This is a genomic window from Nesiotobacter zosterae (genome assembly GCF_033843645.1).
Taxonomy (GTDB): domain Bacteria; phylum Pseudomonadota; class Alphaproteobacteria; order Rhizobiales; family Stappiaceae; genus Pseudovibrio; species Pseudovibrio zosterae.
Window position 1 is genome coordinate 179,529 of record NZ_JAWXVZ010000009.1, and the last position, 21,809, is coordinate 201,337.

The window sequence follows — 21,809 nt, forward strand, 5'->3', positions numbered from 1 at the left end:
AAGTGAGGTTAACGAATTATTACCTCCGGCCCCATCAATGCTGTGGGTAACGCCGTGGATAGCCAAGGCACGTACGTCACAAGGATAAGGAACACAAGAAGAACAAGCACAAATGGCGCTGCGGCTTTAACCACTTGCAGCAGACTCATGCCCGTAATTCCCGAGGTGACAAACAGATTTAGCCCTATCGGAGGCGTGATCATTCCGATCTCCATATTCACGACCATGATGATGCCTAGATGAATTGGATCAACGCCAAGCTCGATTCCGATAGGAAATACAACTGGTGCAACGATTAACAAAAGGCCGGATGGTTCCATGAACTGACCGCCGATCAAAAGCATGATGTTGACCGCGATCAGGAATGTGAACCAGTTGAAGCCAGCATCAATCATCCAATCAGTAATGAGCTGAGGGATTCGCTCTGCCGTCAGCGTGTGCGCAAACAAGAGCGCGTTGACGATGATGAACATGAGCATCACGGTTGTTTTGGCCGAGTCGGTAAGCACCTTTTTGGTATCCCGATGGAACAGCGCTGGCACAAAGCGGCTGCCGATCATCCAGAGATTGCGAAGCACACTGCCCCCCAAACTCTCCCCTGGACGACGCCATGGCACCTCCGCCAACGGCCCCATGTCCCGATAGACAAACAGCGCGATAAAGGCTGCATAGACCGCCGCAACTGCTGCGGCCTCGGTGGGCGTAAAGATGCCGCCATAAATCCCGCCGAGAATGATCACGATCAAGAACATGCCAAAAGCAGCCTCGGAGAAGGTGGACCACAGGACGCGCAGGCTTGGAAAAGGCTGAGCGGGCAAGTTGCGCCTGCGGGCGATGAAGTAAATCGCGCCCATGAGCATGAGGCCCGCTACAAGACCTGGCACGACGCCGGCCAGAAACATGCGCCCAACAGAAACGTTGGTAGCTGCTGCATACACCACCATAACAATCGAAGGTGGAATGAGAATGCCGAGCGTACCGGCATTGGCGATCACCCCGGCAGCGAACTCCTTGCTGTAGCCCGCCTTGCGCATTGCGGCGATGGCGATGGTGCCGATGGCAACCACCGTTGCGGGCGACGAACCAGAGAGCGCCGCAAAAATCATGCAGGCAAAGACACCGGCAATGGCAAGCCCCCCTCTGAAGGAGCCAACGGTTGCAACGGCGAAGTTAACGATACGGCGCGCCACCCCGCCCGTCGACATGAAGCTGGAGGCGAGAATGAAGAACGGGATCGCCAGCAGCGTAAAGTTCTGCGAGGCGGTAAACAGCTGAACGGCAACGGAACTCATGGAGTCATGCGAGAACAGCGCGATGTAAAGCACTGCGGATAGTCCCAGTGCGATGGCAATCGGTGCACCAATCAGGAGCAGACCGAAAACCATGAGAAAAAGAACTGCGGTTTCCATGGGCCTTAATCCTTCAGCACGTCTTTGTTTTCTTCCACCAACTCCTCGGCCTCATGCGCCGCGATCATGGCTTCTCTCTTGCCAATCAGGATGAGCCAAAACATCTGCAAGGCGCGAAAACCAAGCAGCGCAAGCCCGAAGGGGAGAATGGTGTAAGGCATCCAGCGCGGCACACGCTCACGCACGTCAAAGGTTTCTTGCACCCACAAAGGCCACTTCAGATCTTCCATGCCGATGGGAAGCTGATAGAAGCGCGCCACATAGGGCAGTGCGCCACCGCTGGCGCCGCGGTTCTCAAGGCCCAACAACACCCCTAGCCATGTGGCATCGATCAAAAGCGCAGCATAAAGAACCGTAGCTGCAGCCCCCAAGAGCGCGAACACGCGGAAAATCGGCTTGGGAAACAATCGGATGAAGGCATCTACCCCCAAGTGGGCACCGATCTTGATGCCATAACTCATTCCAAACAGGATCAGCCAGGCAAACAAAACACGGGTGAACTCCAGTGCCGCACCCCAACCGGAGTTAAAGCCATAACGGGCGACCACCTGAGAGAAGGTAACAAGGGTCATGGTCGCCAGAATGAGAGCAATGATGTTCTCTTCCAGCGAGTTGACGAAGTTTTTCATACGAGACAAGGCGCAGCCCCCCAAAGGCATGCAAAATGATATCAGGAAAACGGATGTTTCCCGGTCCAACCTGTCTGCCCAACGCCACCAGCGCAGGGCAGACAGGCAGCATGATTAGTTGGAAGCGTTTGAGGCAACCGCCGCGTCGATTACATCCTGACCGATGTCATCCGCGAACTTGGCCCAAACCGGTGTCATGACATCAACCCACGCCTGACGTTGCTCGGGTGTCAGCTGACGCACTTCCGTGCCAGCACTAATGATGTTCTGCTTGTTCTCTTCGTTGATCTGGGTCGCACGGCTGTTGTACTCATCCGTCACCTCGGTGAAGATCGCGAGGAACTGATCGCGCACATCAGGGTCAAGGCTGTCCAGCCACTCCTGAGAGGTCAGCGCAAGATAGGTCAGAAGCTGGTGGTTAGTCTCCGTGATGCCGTCCTGAACCTCGAAGAACTTCTGGGTATAGATATTGGACCAGGTGTTCTCCTGACCGTCTACGACACCGGTTTGAAGCGCGCCGTAAACCTCTTTGAACGCCAGTTTTTGAGCATTGGCATTCATCGCTTCAATCATGGCGACCGCCACATCAGAAGTCTGAACACGGAACTTCAGCCCATCAGCGTCTGATGGCTCCAGCAGCGGTCTGTTGGCAGAAAAGTGCTTCAGACCGTTGAAGATATAGCCAAGCCCCACGAAGCCCACGTCAGACATGGCACCCAGCAGCTCCTGCCCCTTTTCGCCCTTAGTGAAACGGGTCACGGCATCCATGTCGGAGAACAAGAACGGCAGGTCGAAAACACGGTACTTGAGTGTGTAGGCTTCAAACTTGGAAAGCGACGGGGCAGCAATCTGCACATCCCCCAAAAGCAGCGCTTCCATCACCTTGTCATCATCAAACAGCTGAGAGGATGGGAACACCTGCATACAGGCCTTGCCATCCATTTCAGTGTTGATGCGATCCGCCAGAGCGGCAGCCATCTCTCCCTTTGGGTGCCCCTGCGCTGCCACAACGTGGCTGAACTTGATCACGACTTCGCCGTCATCACACCCTGCAGACGCAAAGGCTGGCGCGGACAGGAACAGTGAGGCAGCGGCGGCGGCCAAATACAATTTCTTCATGATATCCTCCCTAATGAATGGCTTCCCGGCCATCATAAGCGTTACTACGCAAGCACTGTGCCAGACTACGCAGTTTCACAAATCCGCAGGATTTCATTGGAATTGGAGAAGATACAAATTACGTTTGGGTCGAGTTCGTAACATGCTTGGGTTCCATGTAACGTTTTCGACACATCGCAAGCGGCGCGCTGCCGCTGCTCAGTCCGGTCCGCCGCTCAGGTCGTACTTTTTCATCTTTTCGTAAAGCGCCTTGCGCGACACCTTGAGCGCTTCATAGGTAGGCTTTATCCGTCCCTCGTTACGGCGCAATTCCTGCTCAATCTGATCACGCTCAAACGCTGCAACGCGGTCAGACAGGCTTTCCTCACCTGCTGGTGCCGAAGAACCCGCATCGCCAGTCGTCGTCATCAGGCCCAACACGAAACGGTCTGCCACGTTTCGCAGTTCCCGCACATTGCCCGGCCACTCATGGCGCATCAGCTCGGCCAAGAACGCCTGCGTGATTTCAGGAACTTCCTGGCGATAGCGCGCCCGCGCGCCGCGAGCCAGATAGTGAAACAGGATCGGAATGTCGTCCAAGCGCTCACGCAGTGGAGGAATGGCAATGGTAATCACGTTGAGGCGATAAAACAGGTCTTTACGGAAGCGCCCTTCATTGCTTGCCGCTTCCAGATCCTCCTTCGTGGCCGCCACAAAGCGCAGGTCCAACGGTATGGCCTTGTTCGAACCCACGCGTTCGATGCTCCGGGTTTCGAACACACGCAGCAGCTTCACTTGAAGGTCCAGCGGCATGGACTCGATTTCATCCAGAAAGACCGTTCCGCCATTGGCATGTTCCAGCTTGCCAATGCGTTGTCCACTCGCCCCGGTAAAGGCCCCGCGCTCATGGCCAAACAACTCGGATTCAATGATCTCGGCTGGCAAGGCCCCGCAATTAAGCGCCACAAACGGCCCCTCCTTTCGGTGGCCTTCCTCATGCAGCGCGCGGGCAACCACTTCCTTCCCGGACCCCGTCTCACCGTGAATGAGAACATCGGCATCCGTGCCTGCGAGCGCCCGCACCGTATTGCGCAGCCGCTCAATTGCTGCGGACTTGCCGACAATGCGTTGCTCCAGCCCGGAAAGATCGCCCAGTTCCGCACGCAGAACACGGTTTTCGAGCGTTAGCCGCCGCTTTTCGACGGCTCGTTCCAGCACCGCTGTCAAGCCAGAGATCGGAAACGGCTTCTCCATGAAGTCATAGGCACCAGCGCGCATGGCTTCCACTGCGAGCGGCACATCCCCATGTCCTGTAATCAGCACCACAGGCAGCGCGCTGTCGATCTCGAATGCCGCGCGCATCAAGTCAAAGCCAGTCATGCCGGGCATGCGAATATCGCTCACAAGAACACCGTGAAACTCGTGATTGATGTGCTCCAGTGCCTCCCGCCCCTCGGAAAACTGCAGCACCGAGTAGTCGGCGAGTTCCAGCCCTTGCGCGACCGCTTCACGCATATCCGCATCGTCATCAACCAGAAGAATTGTCGGGTTCGTTTTGGCCATTCCTCAGGCTTCCATCGTTGCGTCGGCGAGCTGCAAACTCATGATAAAACATGCGCCCCCTAAAGACGAAGGCTCATAGCTCAACATACCGCCAACATCTCTCATGATCTTGTAGGCAATGGAGAGGCCAAGCCCCAGCCCCTGCCCGACATCCTTGGTGGTGAAAAACGGATCAAAAATCTGCTTGGCAACCTCTGGGTCGATGCCCGGACCATTGTCTTCCACCCGTATCTGTACCAGCCCCTCTTGCACCAGAACCTGCAGACGCAGCCGTGGCTGTGGCGCGTCCTTCATGGCATCCAGTGCATTGCCGATGAGGTTCATCAGCACTTGAGCCAGGCGAACCTGCCCGCCCTGAACCAACAGGGCTGCTGGGCCTTTGTCCACTTCCAGCGCCACGCCCATCAGCTTGCAGCGATGCCCGGAGAGCATCAGCACTTCATCAAGGATCGGCGCAACTGCGACCCGTTCGATGGTTGTTCCAGCTTTTCGCGTAAACCCCTTCAACGTCTGGCTGATCGCAGCCATGCGTTTGACCATGGCAACGATCTTGTCGAGATTGCCCAGCGCCTTGTCAGCTTTGTCAGAGCTGATCAAGGTTCGGGCGTTGTCTGCATGCATTTGGATGGCACCAAGAGGCTGATTGAACTCGTGGGAGAGCGCGGCCGACATCTCCCCCAGTGTGGCCAACTTGGCCGACTGAACCAGACCGGCCTGTGCCTGTTGCAACTCACGTTCCGCCGCTTCGCGCTCGACGATCTCAGCAGCAAGTCGCGCATTGGCCTCCGAGAGTTCGCGGGTCCGCTCGCGGACACGCACCTCCAACTGCTCGGCATTGGCGCGCTGTTCTTCGTGGCGGGCAAGCAACCGGCGGCGGCGGTCAAGGGCAATCCAGATCATTCCCGCAGCAACGACACACAGAAGCACAGCCACAATGGTGGCTCTCATCGCTTGCTCACGCACACTGGACATGTCGTAGAAAACCGCAACGCGCCATCCCAGTACAGGCAGGTCCTGTTTGATCATCAAAAACGGTTCGGTCGAAAACGGTGTTGGCAAGCGCACAAGCGAGTTTCCGTCAATGGTCTCTTCGCGCTGAAGAACGCGAATGGGATCCCCCTCATCCTCATACCAATCCCGTCCGGCGCGCAGCGGCAAGTTGCGCCAATCAGGTACGTTGCTGGCAACCACACGGCCCTGGGCATCAACCGCCAGCAGCCCTGCGGTGCTGAGCGCCCACGACTGTTCCACTTCCGCCAGCTCAACCCGCACGCCGATAAAGCCCACGAGATGATGATCATAACGCGCTGCAGAAACAAACAGATAGCTGGCCGACAACCCATCCCCGGATGTCAAGAGAGCACGGCCCAAGCGCCCATCACGTGCCATGGCGATGGCAGAGCGCACCTCTGCCCGGTTCACCGTTTGCTGCGCGACAGGAAGTGCCAAGTTGGAAGCAATCAGATTTCCCCCATGATCGAGCAACCACGCTTCTCGCGCGCCGGACATACCAGCAACGGCCTTCATTTCAGAGGCACCGTCTTCAGCGTTTCGCGTGGCAATCATTTCGATCATGTCCGCCCGCCGCGCCAACAGAGCAGGAAGCAAGCGGTATTTATCCAGGTGCCGCTCAAGCGTAGCCGATTGCACCGCAAGTGTGGCCTCGGCGCGGGTCTTGACCTCCTCGAAGTAGAGACGCTCACTCACCCGCATGGTGCCCCACGCAGCGCCGATCACAAACAGGATCAACACCACAGCCACAAGGCCAACGATGCCATCATTTTCGGTTCTGCTTGGGGTCAAAGGCCAAAGGCCCCACATGCCGCTAATGGTCGTCCTCCTTGCCAAATCGCAGAGGTGTCAGTCTGCGCCAGCAGGAAGCGGCTGATCAAGTGCCACACTCTTAACCAATAGGTAGAGGGGCATCCCTTCTTCGAGTTGAAGATCGGCAGCGGCCAGCCGAGTAATCCGGGCGCGGATGAACTGCGCCCCCACACGGCACAACACTTCCACAAAAGGACCGGATGGAGCACTCAACCGCTCAACCGTTGCACCAACAACATTGCGAAGCGAAATGCCAACTGGGCGCTGCCTTGCGAGGATCACGTCCTTGGCCCGAATGTGCAATCGCACCTGAGATTGAACGACGGCCCGACTGAGCGGCACCAGCAGCTCCTGACCTTCCACGGCCACATGCGTGACACCCCACTCCGCGTCATGTTTCACGACCAGCCCGAGCACAAGAGAACCTGCATCCGGTCCCTCAGACAGGCCTGGCACATCAAGCCGGTTCACAAGTTCGGCTACTGGGCCGGCAGCCGTGACCCTTCCAGCGTTCAGTATCACCATGTCATCGGCGATCTGCTCGATCTCTCCCAGCGCGTGAGAAACGTAGAGCATGGGAATGCCGATGCGCTCTTTCAGCGCCAACAGAAACGGCAGGATCTCTGCTTTGCGAGCCGCGTCCAATGAAGCCAGCGGCTCGTCCATGATAAGCAGCTTTGGCCCAGCCAGCAGGGCCCGCCCAATGGCAACACGCTGCTTTTCACCCCCCGAAAGGTTCGCGGTGCGCCGCTTGAGCAAAGGCGCAAGCCCCAACAACTCCACGACGGCAGCAAAGGACAAAGAACCTTTGCGCCCCCCGGCCCACACACCATAGCGCAGGTTACTGGCGACGTTCATGTGCGGGAACAACCGCGCTTCCTGAAACACGACGCCTAGGTCGCGCTTGTGAGCGGGCAAATTAACACCGGCGACACTGTCAAACAGCACCGTGTTGCCTATGGCAATGCGCCCGTTCTCTGGGGCGTGCAGCCCGCATATCATGCGGATCAACGTTGTCTTGCCGCAGCCTGACGGACCGAAAACAGCGGTCACCGGGCCACCGCTATCAAACGCGATTTCCGTTTGAAACGTGTCGGCCTGCCCTTTGACATTCACGTGGATCATGCCCGCCCCCTGACCCGTGTTTCGATGGAGCGTGCCAAGAGTTCGGAAAGGCCCAGCGCAACGAAAGAGATCAACAGCGAGATCGCAGCAAGGCGCAAAACGGCCGCGTCGCCGTCCACACTTTGCAGCTCGGTATAAAGCGCCAGGGACAAGGTGCGCGTCTCGCCCGGAATGTTGGACACAAAAGTAATCGTTGCTCCGAATTCCCCCATGGCCTTGGCAAAGCCGAGAATGGTTCCGCCCAAAATGCCGGGAAGTGCCAGCGGCAGCGTGACGATGGCAAAGGTCTTCAGCCGAGATGTACCCAAAGAGCGCGCCGCTTCTTCCAACAGGGGATCTGCGGCATCGAACGCCAACTTGATGGGGCGCAGCAACAGGGGAAAGGCCATCACGCCGGCAGCAAGGGCAGCGCCGGTCCATTGAAAGGCAAAACCAACCCCGAGCCACTCAGAAAAGAACTGACCAAGCGGGCCGTTGCGCCCGAACCCAAGCAGCAGCACATAGCCGGTCACAACCGGCGGCAGCACCAATGGCAGATAGATCAGAACATTCAGGATGAGCTTTCCGGTAAAGTTCCAGCGGGACAAGGCATAGGCCAAAAAAACCGCAAGCGGCAGCCCAAAGGCCATGGCGGTGCCCGCCACCTGTAAAGAAAGCAGAAGTGCGCTCCACTCAGCATTGCTGAGAACGTCAGTCACGACCGCTTACCTGGAAGCCATGGCGTGCAAACACCGCCCGCCCTTCAGGGCTTTGCAGAAAGCTGAAGAACGCCCGCGCCGGATCACTTGCGCCCTGCGTGAGCGCACCGGAGATTGCAACCGGCGCATGCGAGTCCTTGGGTATCTTTGAGACCACCGCAACGCGCTCTTCAATCTTGGCATCGGTTGCATAAACAAGTCCGAGAGGAACTTCGCCGCGCGCAACCGCAGCAAGGGTGACACGTACATGCTCCATAGGTGCCAAGTGTTCCTGAACAACCTCCCACAGCCCGAGGCTTTCGAGAGCCTGCTTCCCATAGCGCCCAGCCGGTACGTTTTCAGGTTCAGCAATCGCAAGACGGCCGTCCATCAAACGCGCCCGCAAGGCCTCATCTGTCAGAGGTAGCGGCTCCGCAGCGTAGGATGGGGCAACAATAACCAGAGAGTTGGAGGCCAAAGTCACGGTGCTTTGAACATCAATGGCTTTGTGTGATGCAAGGTAAGCCATCCAATCAATGTCGGCCAGCACCACGATATCCGCAGGAGCCCCCTGCTCCACCTGCCTTGCAACACTGGCCGAGCCCGCAAACGAAAACACCAGCTTAGTGTCAGACGCGTCTGTAAATGCCTCGCCAGCGTCTTCCAGCACATTCTTCAAACTGGCTGCCGCCATAACCAGCACAGGCTTTGCCTGAACAGCCCCGCCAAAAACAAACAGCACAAACACAACCATCACTGCGCGCAGCACGCTCAGCATCGCTCACCTCTTCCACGGCACGGGATTTGTTTACAAGCTCCGATACTTACTACCATATGTCCTAAATGGTTCGTCTTCCAATGGGTCAAAAGACAAAAAAGCCTGCCCAATGGACGCTCCAAGGGCAGGCTTTGCAATCGACAAGTTCATTAAGGCGCGTCAGGCGCGATGGGCAGCCGCCGCAAAACAGCCACGCCGTGCGTAATGAAGCTGAACATAGTCAACTTCAGGGTTGGCGAAGAACCGCTCAAGCATTGGCTTCACTTCTTCCCCCTCAGCGATGTCCGCTTCGATCATCATGTGTGCCTTGTCGAAGCCGCGCAGGGACAACAGACGAGACGAAAGAGACAGGGGGATGGTGCCTATGTAAGGCGGCGCCTCAGGCGCATTCTCCCGCACGAAAATCGCGTGAGATGCTCTGTAGGGCGTTTCGTGCGGCTGATACGTGTAGTTCAGCAAGAACACCCGTTCACCCACTTCCGCATCAGCCAAGGAGACCCGACAAGGAAAGCCGGGTTTGGCATCGGCCTCGTAAACCACCACGTTGCGGGCAGCAAGTGCCTCTGCACCCAACCCGTTCAATTCGGAAAACTCTTCGGAATTCAATCCGGTAATAACAAAAGACATAGGTCCCTCCTCGTGTAGGGGGCAACCTATGTCCAAAGATCTGCCTCAACCACCCGATTTGCGAGTGGAACGAGGATTAACTCTGCGCTTCCACCACGGCTTTCTCAAGCTCTGCGGTCAATGCTGGCTCAAGACCCAAACGTGCTGCCAGCATTTGCAGGTAGGCCTGCTCAGCCGGATGGTCTGGTTCGATGGTCAGACGCGAAGCCGTGTACAGCTCCATGGCGAGTTCAGGCGTTGTTGCCGCATTCACCACCTTGTCGATGTCGAGCGGCGCACGCAGTTCATCCATGATGAAGGCTTTTTCTTCCATACCCAGACCGAGGCGATCGATCTGTTCGAAGATGTGTGCTTGCTCTTGCGCATCCACATGACCGTCTGCCTTGGCGGCCTGGATCATCGCAATCAGAACGTTGAGCGCCATCTGGTTTTCGCCGCCCGGTGCGGCTGCTGGCTCAAAAGACGTGCCAGAAAGGTCTGGCAGCGCGGCTGCATTGCCAGCAGAGCTCGGGCCCGCGCTTGGCGGTGTTGGGGCTGGGCCGCCTTGCGATGTGCCCTGATTGCTCTGCCAGTTGGTGTAGGCCTTGTAAGCAAGTCCGCCCACCAGCGCGAGACCGCCATAGGTAACAGCCTTCTTGCCCAGCTTGCGGCCCTTCTTTGAGCCAAGCAACAAACCTGCAAGACCGCCTGCAAGCGCTCCACCGGCAAGGCCACCTGCATTATTTTTCAAATAGTTTTGGCCCTGCTGCATGGCACCGCCAGCACCGCCACTTTGTGCGTTCTGTCCGCCACCGAGTGCGCCTGAACCCAGAAACTGATCAACAAGCTGCTTTGGATCAAACATCTGCTCACCTGACCTCTTTAGAAACTCTCATGATACAGAAATGGGAACCAGATCCGCAGAAACAAGGCATTGTTACACTTTGCCAAGAGGCAACTGGTTCTCATCCTTGATGGTTTCCATTGCAATCGAGCTGCGCACATTCTCGACGGCCTGATGCGGAAGCAAGTCATTGTTGATGAACTTTGAAAGGCCTTTCAGATCGGGCACGCACACCTTCAACAGGTAGTCCATGTCCCCCGTCATGGTGTAGGCCTCCTGCACACAATCTAGCGACCGGGTGAGCTCGTGAAACCTGACAGAGTTCTCGTTGTTGTGCGTGTCCAACGTAACGCCCACAAACGCAATCACCCCAAATCCCAGATGGTCCGGTGATAGATCCGCTCGGTAGCGACGGATTACACCGGCAGTCTCCAACCTTTGCCGTCGGCGCGAGACCTGCGAGGCACTGAGGTGGATCAGGGTACCGATTTCCTGATTGGTGCGTGACGCGTCCTCTTGAAGACTTGCAAGAATTTTCAAGTCGAACGGGTCCAGATCGACGGTAGATGCCATTGCTTCCCTCCCAAGCGCACATTTCGTGCATTCATTGGCGCTTACATACGCAAAAACGCAAGGACGTCGCAACAGATATTTCACATACTCATACGTAATAGAACAGACAAGGAGACTTCCATGGGACCATTTCCGCACGACGCTCCCCCAGCCCGGATTTCCGAGGAAAACCCTGCAGGAACCGACGGCTTTGAGTTTGTAGAGTTCTCACATCCGGAGCCGGAGAAACTGGATGTGCTGTTCCGCAAGATGGGCTACACGCCCGTTGCAAAACACCGGACCAAGGACATCACCGTCTACCGTCAGGGCGACATCAACTACATCCTGAACGCAGAACCAAACAGCTTTGCCAGCCGGTTTGTGGAGGCTCACGGCCCATGCGCGCCGTCCATGGCGTGGCGCGTCGTTGATGCAAAGCACGCTTTTGACCATGCCGTCGCCAAAGGTGCAGAACCTTATGAAGGGTCAGACAAGACCCTCGACGCACCCGCTATTGTCGGGATTGGCGGTTCGCTGCTCTACTTCATCGACAAGTATGGCGACAACGGCTCAGCTTATGCGGCGGAGTTCGATTGGATTGACGAGGTCGACCCAAAACCGCAGGGCGTTGGCTTTTACTACCTCGATCACCTGACTCACAACGTGTATCGCGGCAACATGGACAAGTGGTGGGATTTCTACCGTGACCTGTTCAGCTTCAAGCAAATCCACTTCTTCGACATCGACGGTCGCATCACGGGCCTTGTCAGCCGCGCGATCACCTCTCCTTGTGGCAAGATCCGGATTCCACTGAACGAGTCCAAGGACGACACCAGCCAGATTGAAGAGTACTTGAAGAAGTACAAGGGCGAAGGCATTCAGCACATCGCCGTTGGAAGTGACGAAATCTACGGCTCCACCGATAAGCTGGCCGACAATGGCTTGCGGTTCATGCCGGGCCCGCCAGACACCTATTACGAACGCAGCCATGAGCGCGTAAAGGGTCACGACGAGCCAATTGAACGGATGAAAAAGCACGGCATCCTGATTGATGGCGAAGGCGTTATTGACGGCGGCATGACCAAGATCTTGTTGCAGATCTTCTCCAAGACAGTCATCGGGCCAATCTTTTTTGAGTTCATTCAACGCAAAGGCGATGAAGGCTTCGGAGAGGGTAACTTCCGTGCATTGTTTGAGAGCATTGAAGAAGACCAAATCCGGCGCGGCGTCTTGAACACTGACGCCGCTCAATAGGAGGTTGTTGTGTCCCAACAAAAGACGGCGGGTGCGAAACCCGCCGTTTTTTTACTTAACTTGCCTTCTTCGCGTAGGAGGCAAACTCCCGCTGCAAATCCTTCAAAATGGTATCAGCCCAGGTATGTGCATCTTCTTTGCAGATGCGCTCATACATGGCCTCCCACCGTTCCCGTCGCTCTTCCATCGGCATGGTAAGCGCTGTTTGCAATGCTGCCGCCACCTCTTCCGCAGAGTGCGGGTTCACAATCAGTGCTTCCTTCATGCGCTCAGCTGCCCCTGCAAAGCGGGAGAGCACCAAGACACCCGGATCTTCCGGACGCTGCGCAGCCACATATTCTTTGGCCACAAGATTCATGCCATCCCGAAGCGGTGTCACCAGCCCCACCATGCTGCCACGATAAATACCAGCCAAGGCCTTCCGGTTGAATGACCGCGTCAGAAAGCGGATTGGCGTCCAATCCAGGTCAGCAAACCGGCCATTGATGTGGCCGGTCAAATGCTCCAGCTCCATGCGAATATCGACGTAGCTGTTCACCTCTGAGCGAGACGGAGGGGCCACCTGCATCATGCTGACTTGCCCGCGGTTCTCCGGGTAATCCTCAAGCAATCGCTCGAAGGCTTTCAGGCGCTCTGGCAACCCCTTGGAATAGTCGATGCGGTCTACGCCGATAATCTGCTGCCGCCCGATCAGCAGTTTTTCCAGACGCGCCATATGACGGCGCGCATCCTGCGAATGCACATACTGTGAGAACCCCTCCGCATCGATACCAATTGGGTAGGCACGCGCAATAACCTCGCGGCCCACGGCACACACACGATCCTCCCCAAGGTCTTCACCCTGTAGCTCTTCCACCACGAAGCGTCGGAAGTTGGCTGCATCGCGCTCCGTCTGAAACCCAATGAGATCATAGGCCAGCATGCGGCGCACCAGGGATTCGGCATTCGGCAACGCCGCCAGAATTTCCGGCGACGGGAATGGGATGTGCAAGAAAAATGCAATGGAGTTCTCGACATCCATGGCGCGCAACTGTGCTGCAAGGCCGAAGAAATGATAGTCGTGAACCCAGACAACATCACCCGGCTGGATGCTGGGGCGCAGACGGGCGGCGAAGCGTTCGTTCACCCGCCGGTAGCCTTCTTCATAGCGGCGGTCAAACTCCGCCAGATCAAGACGATAGTGAAGAACCGGCCACAGCGTTCGGTTCGCGTAGCCGATGTAGAACTCGTCATAGTCCTGCTGGGTCATGTCGATTTGCTGCATGAGCACCTTGCGGTGCTTTTCTTCACGCATCAAACCGAAGGTCCCCTCTTCAGAGACTTGCCCTGTCCAACCAAACCAGATGCCACCGGTTTTGCGCAGGGTATCAACGAGAGCTACAGCTAAGCCGCCCGCCTTGCCGCTATCCTTTAGGGGACCAACTCTGTTGGATACGACAACCAGACGGCTCATGCTACTTCCTCCAATATCTACATTTGAAACAATGCCCTCTAGGTTACCTTATCCCACGGCGCTGACAACCGTACTGCACCATTGATGATACCAACCATCGAATATGTCTGCGGGAAATTGCCCCAAAGCTCGCCAGTCTTGGGCGATGTGTCCTCTGACAAAAGGCCAACGTGATTGCGGCAGGAGAGCAGCTCCTCGTAAATCTCGCGCGCTTCGTCCCCCCGGCCAATGCGAGCAAGCGCATCAATGTACCAGAACGTACAGATGTTGAAGGCATTCTCCGGCTCACCGAAATCATCGGCCTGATGATAGCGGAACAGGTGATTACCCCGGCGCAGCTGCTCGCCAATCTTGTCCACGGTGGCGATGAAGCGCGGATCGTTCGCAGGCAGGAAGCCCACTTCCGCCATCAGCAGAAGGCTTGCGTCCATATCCTTTCCGCCAAAACTTTCAGTGAAGGCTCCGACCTCTTCGTTCCAGCCCTTTTCACAAATGGTCGCGTGAATGACGTCCGCCCGGTCCTGCCAGAACCCAGCGCGGTCATCGAGCCCAAAGTGATCGGCAATCTTGGCGAGGCGGTCGCAAGCTGCCCAACACATCAGCGAGGACGATGTGTGAACCCGCGCACGGGTGCGCAACTCCCAGATGCCTGCATCTGGCTCATTGTAGAGTGTGAAGGCGCGCTCACCGGCTTTCTCAAGACGCTGAAAGTCATCCAGGCCCGGCTGACGCAGCAGACGCTTGTCAAAAAACGCCTGAGACGCACCCAGAACAATGTTGCCGTAGACATCATGCTGGAAGTGTTCGTAGGCCTGATTGCCAACACGCACAGGCTCGTTTCCACGATAACCCGGCAAATCGACAAAGCTCTCAACCAGATGCGCTTCCTGCCCAATGCCATAGAGCGGCTGAACATGCCCGCCGTCTGCCATACTCATGATGTTGTTGAGATACCGCAGATAATTCTCCATGGTCTCCATTTCAGAGAGGGAGTTCAGCGCCCGCACCACGAAGAACGCGTCCCGCAGCCAGCAATAGCGATAGTCCCAGTTCCGCACCGTGTTGTGCGCTTCCGGAATTGAGGTGGTCGCCGCCGCGATGATTGCGCCGGTCTCCTCATAGGTGCAAATCTTGAGCGTGATCGCAGCGCGGATCACTGCTTCCTGATACTCAAGAGGCAGCCCCAGTCGGCGTGACCAGATACGCCAATACTTCTCGGTTTCCTCTTCAAAGTCGCGGCAGATCTTCCCCGGACTCTCAGTCAGGCTTTCATCTGGCCCGAAGTAGAACGCCAGTGGTCCATCCAGCAGGAACGGGGTTTCTTCCCGAACGTAGGTAATCGATGCATCTGTCGTCAGGCGCAGGGCCAGCCCATTGCCGATAAAGCGTACGTGATTGGACCCGAACGTAATTTCCGGATCCCGCTGCCCCCAGTCAAACCGCGGGCGCAGTTTCACCGCAATACGCGGGTGTCCCAGAATTGGCCGCACCCGGCGCGCAATCGCGTTCGGCCTGAACATGCGTCCCTTGCGGTTGAAGCGCGGCGCAAAGTCAGTGATCTCGATGCCATTGCCGTCATCATCGTAGAGGCGCGTTTTCACAATCGCTGTGTTGTCGACATACTCTTGTTCCGAGCGCACAGCCCCGACCAGCTCAATGGTGAATGCACCATCGCCTTCTTCGCCGCGGGTACCCAGCAACGAATGAAACACAGGATCGCCATCAAACCGCGGCAGACAGCACCAAACCACGCGCCCCATGGTATCGATAAGACCGGCATATGAGCAGTTGCCGATCATCGCCATATTCAGGCTTGGTTCGGAAAGCGGAACGACAGGAAATGACCTTGGCTGCTTGTCGCTCATGAAAAGTCCTCTCACTCAAGGGGCATCGGGTCTCGGTGCCCTGGCGTTTAAGTAATCTCGATTGGTGTTGTCTCTGACAGCCAAGCATGAACCGATGCCACATCTGGCAGTCGAAAAAAGGCCTGGCTCTCTTGCGTGCCAACCTTGATGCCGTAGCCACCAACAGACTGAACCGCTGCAATACCGTCTTCATCGGTGGTGTCATCGCCGATAAAGACCGGCAAGCGGCCCTTGAAGTCCGCCTGATCCAAAAAGCGGCGCACCGCCGTTCCCTTGTCTTCCGCTGTTGGCTTTGCCTCAACCACCATGTTGCCTTTCACGGTGTGCAGGCTGGGGAACCGGGCCGTCATTTCATCAACACGCGCGCGTACATCCGTTTCACGGTGCGGCGCAGCACGGTAGTGCACGCACAGCGCACTTCCCTTGTCTTCAAGCGTCACCCCCTCGGTCAGGATGCCGGAGAGCTGAATGCCTTGGCGAAGTTCTGCAATACCGGGCCATACTTTTACGGCATCAAGCTCAGCCCCCAGGCTCATTCTGCGCTGCAATCCATGGAGCCCCGCAGCGGGCAGCACAAGGGGATGCAAAAAGCGGTCAATATCGCGAACATCACGACCGGTCACAACGGCCAGAGCGCCGTTCAACAGCGCCTGCACATTGGCAATAGTCTCAACAAGTGTATGGGCGACAGAAATGGAGCCGGGTGTCGAGGCGATCTCAACGAGAGTGCCGTCGAAGTCAAGAAACAGGGCCATTTCTCTGGATAGATGTGGCGGCTTTGTCATGGGAAAACTATGAGCGCTTTTCTTGGCATGTTCTAGAGTAAATACCTAGTCCAATTAATAAACTGGCACGACGATATAAAGGATCTGCAACGGATCTCTTTTTCGAGCACGCAAAATTGTGCGTCTTTTAAAAAGGGAATCTAACCCCTTTTAGCCTCCCCATAGGTCCGGATCATCACCCCTCTCCCAAAACAGGCGATGACTTCTTTCAATACAGTAGGCCTGATGATGAAACGATCAATGGCGCGGGGAAATGGCAGGCAAACGGTTTTCAACCGATTTATACTTTTTTCGGCTACGCAGTTTTGCAAAGTTTCTCGATGGATGGAATTTAGTTGGATGTAACAGCGTTAAACCGTCCGCTCCACCAAAGCAGCCGTACCCAGACCTCCGGCAGCCGCAATCATTGCCAGCCCGCGGGCGCCCTGCGGGGCCATCTTCAGTTCGTGGAACAACCTCACCATCAAAATTGCGCCCGAAGCCCCAATGGGATGTCCCCGTGCGAGGCTGCCACCGCCTCTGTTGAGAGCCTCCGGCGGGAAACCAAAGGGCTGAAGACAAGCAATGGCCTGCGCAGCGTAAGCTTCCATCAACTCGACGGAATGCAACGCTTCAGGCACTTGCCCAACGCGGCTCAACACCGCTTGTGCCGCCGCAACTGGAGCAATTCCGGGGTTCTCTGAGGCTCCGCCCTTGCGCGCCCCTGCAACGAGCCGCAAACCGCCCGTTCCATAGAGCTCAGAGTTGGCCACAACGAGTGCAGCCGCGCCATCAGCTTCAACAGACGTGGTTGCCGATGTAATCACGCCGCTCCCCTCATGCGCCAGAACGGGTGCCCGCTCCGCCACGCGCAGCTTCAATGCGCGGCTAAATCCATCCCGCAGCGGATCAGCTTCACATACGGGCACAAGCTCATGACGGAACCGACCAGAGGCGAGTGCATCCAGCGCCTTTTGGTGGCTTTCAACGGCATAAGCGCTCTGCTGCGCTGGCGAAATACCGGCGGCATCTGCAAGACGTGCATTCGCCGTCGCCATGTCAGGATCTCGCTCTGGCCAGGGGCTGAAAGGGGGGCGCTCATAAAAGGTGATTTCGCCGCCATCCTCATGTGCTTGGTGCGCCCGAAGGGGGCGCTGGCTATAGCTCTCCGCCCCGCCGCATACGACAACATTGGCCTGCCCACTTTCAATCAGGGCTATAGCCTGAAGCACGCTTTCAAGACCGGAGCAGCACTGGCTGTCCAGCGTGGTCGCGCCAACATCCTCGGGGATCCCGGCCGCCAGAGCACAGAGCCGCGCCGGATTGCCGCCACCGTAAATGCCATTGCCCAGAAGAACCGCATCTACTTCATGGGGGGAAATGCCCGCATCATGCAACGCCGCACGGCCCACGGGTGCCCAAAGCTCCCAAAGTTTGAGCGCTTTATAGGCACCTCCCCGCGGCTGCACAGAGGATCGACGCGCTGAAAGAACAACTGCCGTTCCCATTGGCCCTGCCTCAGTTCTGGTCATCTATAAAGCGATCAATTGCTTTATAGTCCATCTTGCCGCTTGGCGTAAGCGGCAGGGGCTCTTTGTGGATCAGCAACTGACGCGGTGCCTTGACGGGCCCCAGCTCCTTCCTGCAGCTCTTCAGGATGAAGTCGGAGATGTCATCCTCTGCATGGTCACAGAGATGAGCAACCAGAACCGGCACCCAGCCACGCTTTGCGTCCACCTTCGCGCCAACTGCACAATCAAGAACTTCAGGTATCCGCAGCACCACCTGCTCAATCTCTGCAGGATACACATTCACGCCTGAAGTAATGATCATCCGGTTCTCACGGCCCGTCACATACAGATAGCCGTTAGCGTCAAAGTACCCCAGATCGCCGACGCAAATGAACTCGCCCTCACGCAGCAACTGATCCTTCGCTGCACCAACGTAGTCTTGGAAGTTCTGCGGCCCTGCCACCCAAAGGCGGCCAACCTCACCCGCTGGCAGATGGGCTCCATCCGCGGCGCGCACATCCACGATAACGCCAGGCACCGGCTTGCCCACGCTTCCTGTCGGCAGCACCTCGCCCGGACGCCGCATGCTGATGAAGCTCGTCTCAGAAGCACCATAGAATGTCAGGATATGAGCATTCGGAAACATCGGCTTCACTGTAGCAGCCATGTCCTCCGTCCACTCGGCCCCACCCACAAGGATGGTCCGAACGCACGGATACCGCTCTTGACCGGCCAGCTTCTTGAGAGTGAGAAGCTGCGTTGGTGTCGCATAGGCGAACGTGCAGCGTCCCTGCCTGAGCATCTCCAGACTACGGCGCGGGTGAAAGGCAGACTGAGCGTAGACCGACGCACCGACGTGCAAAGCGTGCACCGCCCCGAACAGATGCAGGGAATGAGCCAATGGACCCGGTATCAGCACCCGGTCCTTTTCGTTAAACCCAAGCAGCTCTTCAATGATTTGAAAGCTATGCAGCCATGATCCGTGGCTGCGCATGTAGCCTTTGGCAACACCGGTGGTGCCAGAGGTAAAGCCGATGTAAAAGCTATCCTCCAGGCTCGGTCGATCTGCCGAACGGTCCCTCGAGCTGCTGAAAACCGCCAGTGGCCCCCGTTCCCCGTGCGATGCCTCACGGCAGATGAAATCATCATCGAGAAGCAGGGCACTGGCAGCGGCAAGCGTGTTGGCTGTCTTCGCATCGAGGTTGGATCGTGGATCAAGCACCGCAGCCGTGCGCCTAATTCCCGCTACAGCGAAAAAGCCCGCCAACAGAGCGTCTGCACGGTGACAGTCCAGAGCAATGCGGTCACCGGCCACGCTACGCTTCCTCAGCTCAACCTTCAGCTGGCAGACCCAATCTGTGAAAGCGCGGTTGGACCACACTCGGTCGTCACAGTGCAGAGCCAGCGCATCAGGGCGCTGGCGGGATCTTTCTTTCAAGAAGGAGCCAATGTAACTCATGAGCGTGAATGCAACGCGGAAGGCATACCACGGGCAACTGTTTGTGCCACAACAGCGGCAATTGCGGCTTTCACCAGATCACCCGGCAAGTAAACCGCACTTCCCAACGCCGCTTTGTCCAACGGCAAACCAGCCATGACACTCAGCCCTGGAATGCCAAGCACATAAACAACACCAATCCCACCGACAATTGACGCAATCGCGGCGCTTACAAGCACACTCTGGTTCTTCATCAGCTGCATTATGTAGCCAGTGGTGATCGCACCAAAGAACCAGCCGATCAGAAAACCGGCGGACGGCCCCATGAACACACCAAGACCACCACGCCCACCGGCCAAAAGCGGAAGGCCCAGTGCCGTGAGGAACAGCACTAGGAGAACAGCAAGCCCGCCACGGAGCGGGCCGAGCATCACGCCAGCGAGCATCACGCCGAGTGTTTGCGCAGTAATGGGAACACCGCTGACGAATGGAATCGCCACGGCTGGCAACAATCCGAGTGCAGCAATCAAAGCTGCGTAAAATGCAATTTGGACAAGCGCCTTATCCTGACCCATTCTCTACCCCCATTTGTTCAAGAAGCCGAAGCAAAACAGACTTCATTTTCACCAGCCATGGCCAAGACCCTCAATCCACAGAGGCACCTCGGCCAAAGTTCCAATTATCGCGACGCCGTGTTTTTATAGCCGTCGGCACCGCCTCGAGCCGTAAGGGCCTCGGCAACCTCGTCTGCAAGCTTCAATGCGTGAATGACAAACGGTGCCAGCAACCTCATGCTGCTCCCCTTCCCGGTGCGCGCACGATAGGCCTCCTGCAAACTCATGAAGACGGCCATCAGCATAGGGACAAATCGGATTACCAAGGCGACGGCAAGGGCGATCTTCTTCGATGTGACGCCGAAGACAGATAGCGGCCTGAACAGAGGCTCAATCGCATCCATCAGATCGTCCATCTTAGTCGTGATGCTCAGAAAGTTCGCGAGCAGCACCAAAGTCACCAGACGCAAGCTGATGACGATCCCGTCTTCCCAGCTCGTAAAAGCCAAATGGATCAGAAAAATAAACGATAGCATCCATAGAAGGTTCTTGAGAACCTTCAGCGCCTTCAGACCCTTCTTGCCAAGAGAACCATAAAACCCCAGCACGGCAGCAAGTCCAATCGCTTGCTGCCACCATTGATCAAGGGGAAACAGTAGAAGCGTTATCAGGCACAAAAACACCAACTTTACTGAGGCAGGTAACCGATGCGCCCAACTGGGACCGGAGATGTAGAGTGACACCATGATCAGAGTGCCTCCACCAGTTGGCTTCGGCGCGCAGCTTCTTCAAGTTCGCCTTCAAGGTAACCCGCAATAATATCTGCTGGTTTGCCCTGGTCCTTCAGCTGACCACCTTCGATCAGGAGTACTTCATCAAAGGTTGAGAGCGCGTCCAACTCATGGCTGACGAATATTATCTGCTGCTCAAGCGCGTCAATTTTATTCAGCAGAATCCGGCGGGTAACATGATCTAGGCTAGAAAACGGCTCATCAAGCAGCAGTACCTTTGGTTCCATTATGAGGATCGCCAATATGCATACCAGCTGCTTCTGTCCCTCGGACAGCTGATGAACGGGCTCTTCAGCAAAACGGCCACACCCATGATCATTCAAATAGGCAAGCGCTTGGGCTGAAGCTGACCTCTTGTCGGCGCCAAGCTGTCTCAGTCCAAACCCAAGCTCTTCGGCAGCCGTCGGAAAAATAAGCTGATGATCAGGGTTTTGAAAAACAAACCCTGCTGTTCGGCTCAACTCCTTCGGCGTAGCGTGGGATATGCCATGAACACTCAAAGAACCGGCAGCCAGAGGCAACAAGCCATTCAGAGCGCGAAGCAGGGAACTCTTGCCTGACCCATTGCGGCCAATGATCCCAACACGCTTCGAGTTGAGCGTAGCCGTGACATCCCTCACAACCAGCTGATCACCGCGCTCTATTGAAACGCCTGTCAAATGAATGCCTTGGAGATCCAAAAGCGGGCCCTGCTTCATTAATTTACGTTGGGGATTGCCTAATGCGGCGAGGCTTCAAAGTCAAATGAGCATTGCTCATGTGTTCGATACATGGCAGCTTCCGGACGCCTTATGTCCGCCTCCAGAGGCCTTTATGGAGCCTTTTGCCTTTGTGCGTTTGTTCTGCGCGGGGCATGCATGTTTTGTTTTTGTTTTGGAATGCAAAAAGCCCCCGCGCATGATGCGTCGGGGGCTTTTGGATTGCTTGTTCTGTTTGATGCTGGAGAGTGTTTTTTTGATTGTTGTTATCATGCCCGGCGGCGCCCTACTCTCCCGCGTCTTGAGACGAAGTACCATTGGCGCAGGGGCGTTTCACTTCCGAGTTCGGGATGGGATCGGGTGGGGGCGCCCCGCC

General features: G+C 56.7%; 20 protein-coding genes and 1 rRNA gene. 1 reads left to right on the forward strand and 20 read right to left on the reverse strand.

Annotated features, from left to right (window positions below):
* Positions 1-8 precede the first annotated feature (8 nt).
* The 11 genes from Q3Y58_RS14755 to Q3Y58_RS14805 all read right to left on the reverse strand — a co-directional run bounded on the left by Q3Y58_RS14755 (position 9) and on the right by Q3Y58_RS14805 (position 11,126).
* On the reverse strand, positions 9-1,409 hold the full coding sequence (locus Q3Y58_RS14755) for a TRAP transporter large permease (protein ID WP_319622760.1): 1,401 nt from the start codon (positions 1,407-1,409) through the stop codon (positions 9-11).
* A gap of 5 nt (positions 1,410-1,414) precedes the next feature.
* Entirely contained in the window at positions 1,415-2,038 is a 624-nt protein-coding gene (locus Q3Y58_RS14760) for a TRAP transporter small permease (protein WP_319622775.1), read from the reverse strand.
* 114 nt (positions 2,039-2,152) lie between these two features.
* Positions 2,153-3,157: a DctP family TRAP transporter solute-binding subunit gene (locus Q3Y58_RS14765; RefSeq protein ID WP_274219879.1), complete on the reverse strand. Its 1,005-nt coding sequence runs from the start codon at positions 3,155-3,157 to the stop codon at positions 2,153-2,155.
* A 198-nt stretch (positions 3,158-3,355) separates the two neighbouring features.
* Complete coding sequence (locus Q3Y58_RS14770; protein WP_319622761.1) at positions 3,356-4,699, reverse strand: sigma-54-dependent transcriptional regulator; 1,344 nt, start codon at positions 4,697-4,699, stop codon at positions 3,356-3,358.
* A gap of 3 nt (positions 4,700-4,702) precedes the next feature.
* Positions 4,703-6,502, reverse strand: a complete 1,800-nt coding sequence (locus tag Q3Y58_RS14775; RefSeq protein ID WP_319622762.1) for a sensor histidine kinase — start codon at positions 6,500-6,502, stop codon at positions 4,703-4,705.
* Between the two features lie 57 nt (positions 6,503-6,559).
* Complete coding sequence (gene modC, locus Q3Y58_RS14780) at positions 6,560-7,648, reverse strand: molybdenum ABC transporter ATP-binding protein (protein ID WP_319622763.1); 1,089 nt, start codon at positions 7,646-7,648, stop codon at positions 6,560-6,562.
* Positions 7,645-8,346: a molybdate ABC transporter permease subunit gene (modB, locus tag Q3Y58_RS14785; RefSeq protein ID WP_319622764.1), complete on the reverse strand. Its 702-nt coding sequence runs from the start codon at positions 8,344-8,346 to the stop codon at positions 7,645-7,647. Before modB ends, modC begins: the two co-directional genes overlap by 4 nt.
* Positions 8,339-9,103, reverse strand: coding sequence for a molybdate ABC transporter substrate-binding protein (modA, locus tag Q3Y58_RS14790; protein WP_319622765.1), 765 nt, complete (start codon positions 9,101-9,103; stop codon positions 8,339-8,341). Before modA ends, modB begins: the two co-directional genes overlap by 8 nt.
* Before the next feature lie 159 nt (positions 9,104-9,262).
* Positions 9,263-9,730 carry a DUF1203 domain-containing protein gene (locus Q3Y58_RS14795; protein ID WP_319622766.1) on the reverse strand — a complete coding sequence of 156 codons (468 nt, stop codon included), beginning with the start codon at positions 9,728-9,730 and terminating at the stop codon, positions 9,263-9,265.
* Positions 9,731-9,806: 76 nt separating this feature from the next.
* On the reverse strand, positions 9,807-10,574 hold the full coding sequence (locus Q3Y58_RS14800) for a tellurite resistance TerB family protein (RefSeq protein WP_274219872.1): 768 nt from the start codon (positions 10,572-10,574) through the stop codon (positions 9,807-9,809).
* 72 nt (positions 10,575-10,646) lie between these two features.
* Complete coding sequence (locus tag Q3Y58_RS14805) at positions 10,647-11,126, reverse strand: Lrp/AsnC family transcriptional regulator (RefSeq protein ID WP_274219871.1); 480 nt, start codon at positions 11,124-11,126, stop codon at positions 10,647-10,649.
* 120 nt (positions 11,127-11,246) lie between these two features.
* Between Q3Y58_RS14805 and hppD the strand changes: the two genes are divergently transcribed.
* Positions 11,247-12,359 (forward strand): 4-hydroxyphenylpyruvate dioxygenase, encoded by a 1,113-nt coding sequence (hppD, locus tag Q3Y58_RS14810; RefSeq protein ID WP_274219870.1) that lies wholly within the window; start codon positions 11,247-11,249, stop codon positions 12,357-12,359.
* A gap of 55 nt (positions 12,360-12,414) precedes the next feature.
* Here hppD and otsA read toward each other — a convergent pair whose 3' ends face one another.
* The 9 genes from otsA to rrf all read right to left on the reverse strand — a co-directional run.
* Positions 12,415-13,812 carry an alpha,alpha-trehalose-phosphate synthase (UDP-forming) gene (otsA, locus tag Q3Y58_RS14815; protein WP_274219869.1) on the reverse strand — a complete coding sequence of 466 codons (1,398 nt, stop codon included), beginning with the start codon at positions 13,810-13,812 and terminating at the stop codon, positions 12,415-12,417.
* Positions 13,813-13,850: 38 nt separating this feature from the next.
* Positions 13,851-15,677: a glycoside hydrolase family 15 protein gene (locus tag Q3Y58_RS14820; RefSeq protein ID WP_274219868.1), complete on the reverse strand. Its 1,827-nt coding sequence runs from the start codon at positions 15,675-15,677 to the stop codon at positions 13,851-13,853.
* A gap of 47 nt (positions 15,678-15,724) precedes the next feature.
* On the reverse strand, positions 15,725-16,462 hold the full coding sequence (gene otsB / locus Q3Y58_RS14825) for a trehalose-phosphatase (RefSeq protein ID WP_319622767.1): 738 nt from the start codon (positions 16,460-16,462) through the stop codon (positions 15,725-15,727).
* Between the two features lie 350 nt (positions 16,463-16,812).
* Entirely contained in the window at positions 16,813-17,949 is a 1,137-nt protein-coding gene (locus Q3Y58_RS14830; RefSeq protein WP_319622768.1) for a thiolase family protein, read from the reverse strand.
* A gap of 10 nt (positions 17,950-17,959) precedes the next feature.
* Positions 17,960-19,411, reverse strand: a complete 1,452-nt coding sequence (locus Q3Y58_RS14835) for a class I adenylate-forming enzyme family protein (RefSeq protein WP_319622769.1) — start codon at positions 19,409-19,411, stop codon at positions 17,960-17,962.
* A complete protein-coding gene (locus Q3Y58_RS14840; protein WP_319622770.1) occupies positions 19,408-19,965 on the reverse strand; it encodes a biotin transporter BioY in 558 nt (185 codons plus the stop codon). The genes Q3Y58_RS14835 and Q3Y58_RS14840 overlap by 4 nt, the downstream gene beginning before the upstream one ends.
* 104 nt (positions 19,966-20,069) lie before the next feature.
* Complete coding sequence (locus Q3Y58_RS14845; RefSeq protein ID WP_319622771.1) at positions 20,070-20,690, reverse strand: energy-coupling factor transporter transmembrane component T family protein; 621 nt, start codon at positions 20,688-20,690, stop codon at positions 20,070-20,072.
* A 2-nt stretch (positions 20,691-20,692) separates the two neighbouring features.
* Complete coding sequence (locus tag Q3Y58_RS14850) at positions 20,693-21,394, reverse strand: energy-coupling factor ABC transporter ATP-binding protein (RefSeq protein WP_319622772.1); 702 nt, start codon at positions 21,392-21,394, stop codon at positions 20,693-20,695.
* A gap of 312 nt (positions 21,395-21,706) precedes the next feature.
* Positions 21,707-21,809: ribosomal RNA gene (gene rrf / locus Q3Y58_RS14855) — 5S ribosomal RNA — on the reverse strand; the annotation flags it as partial.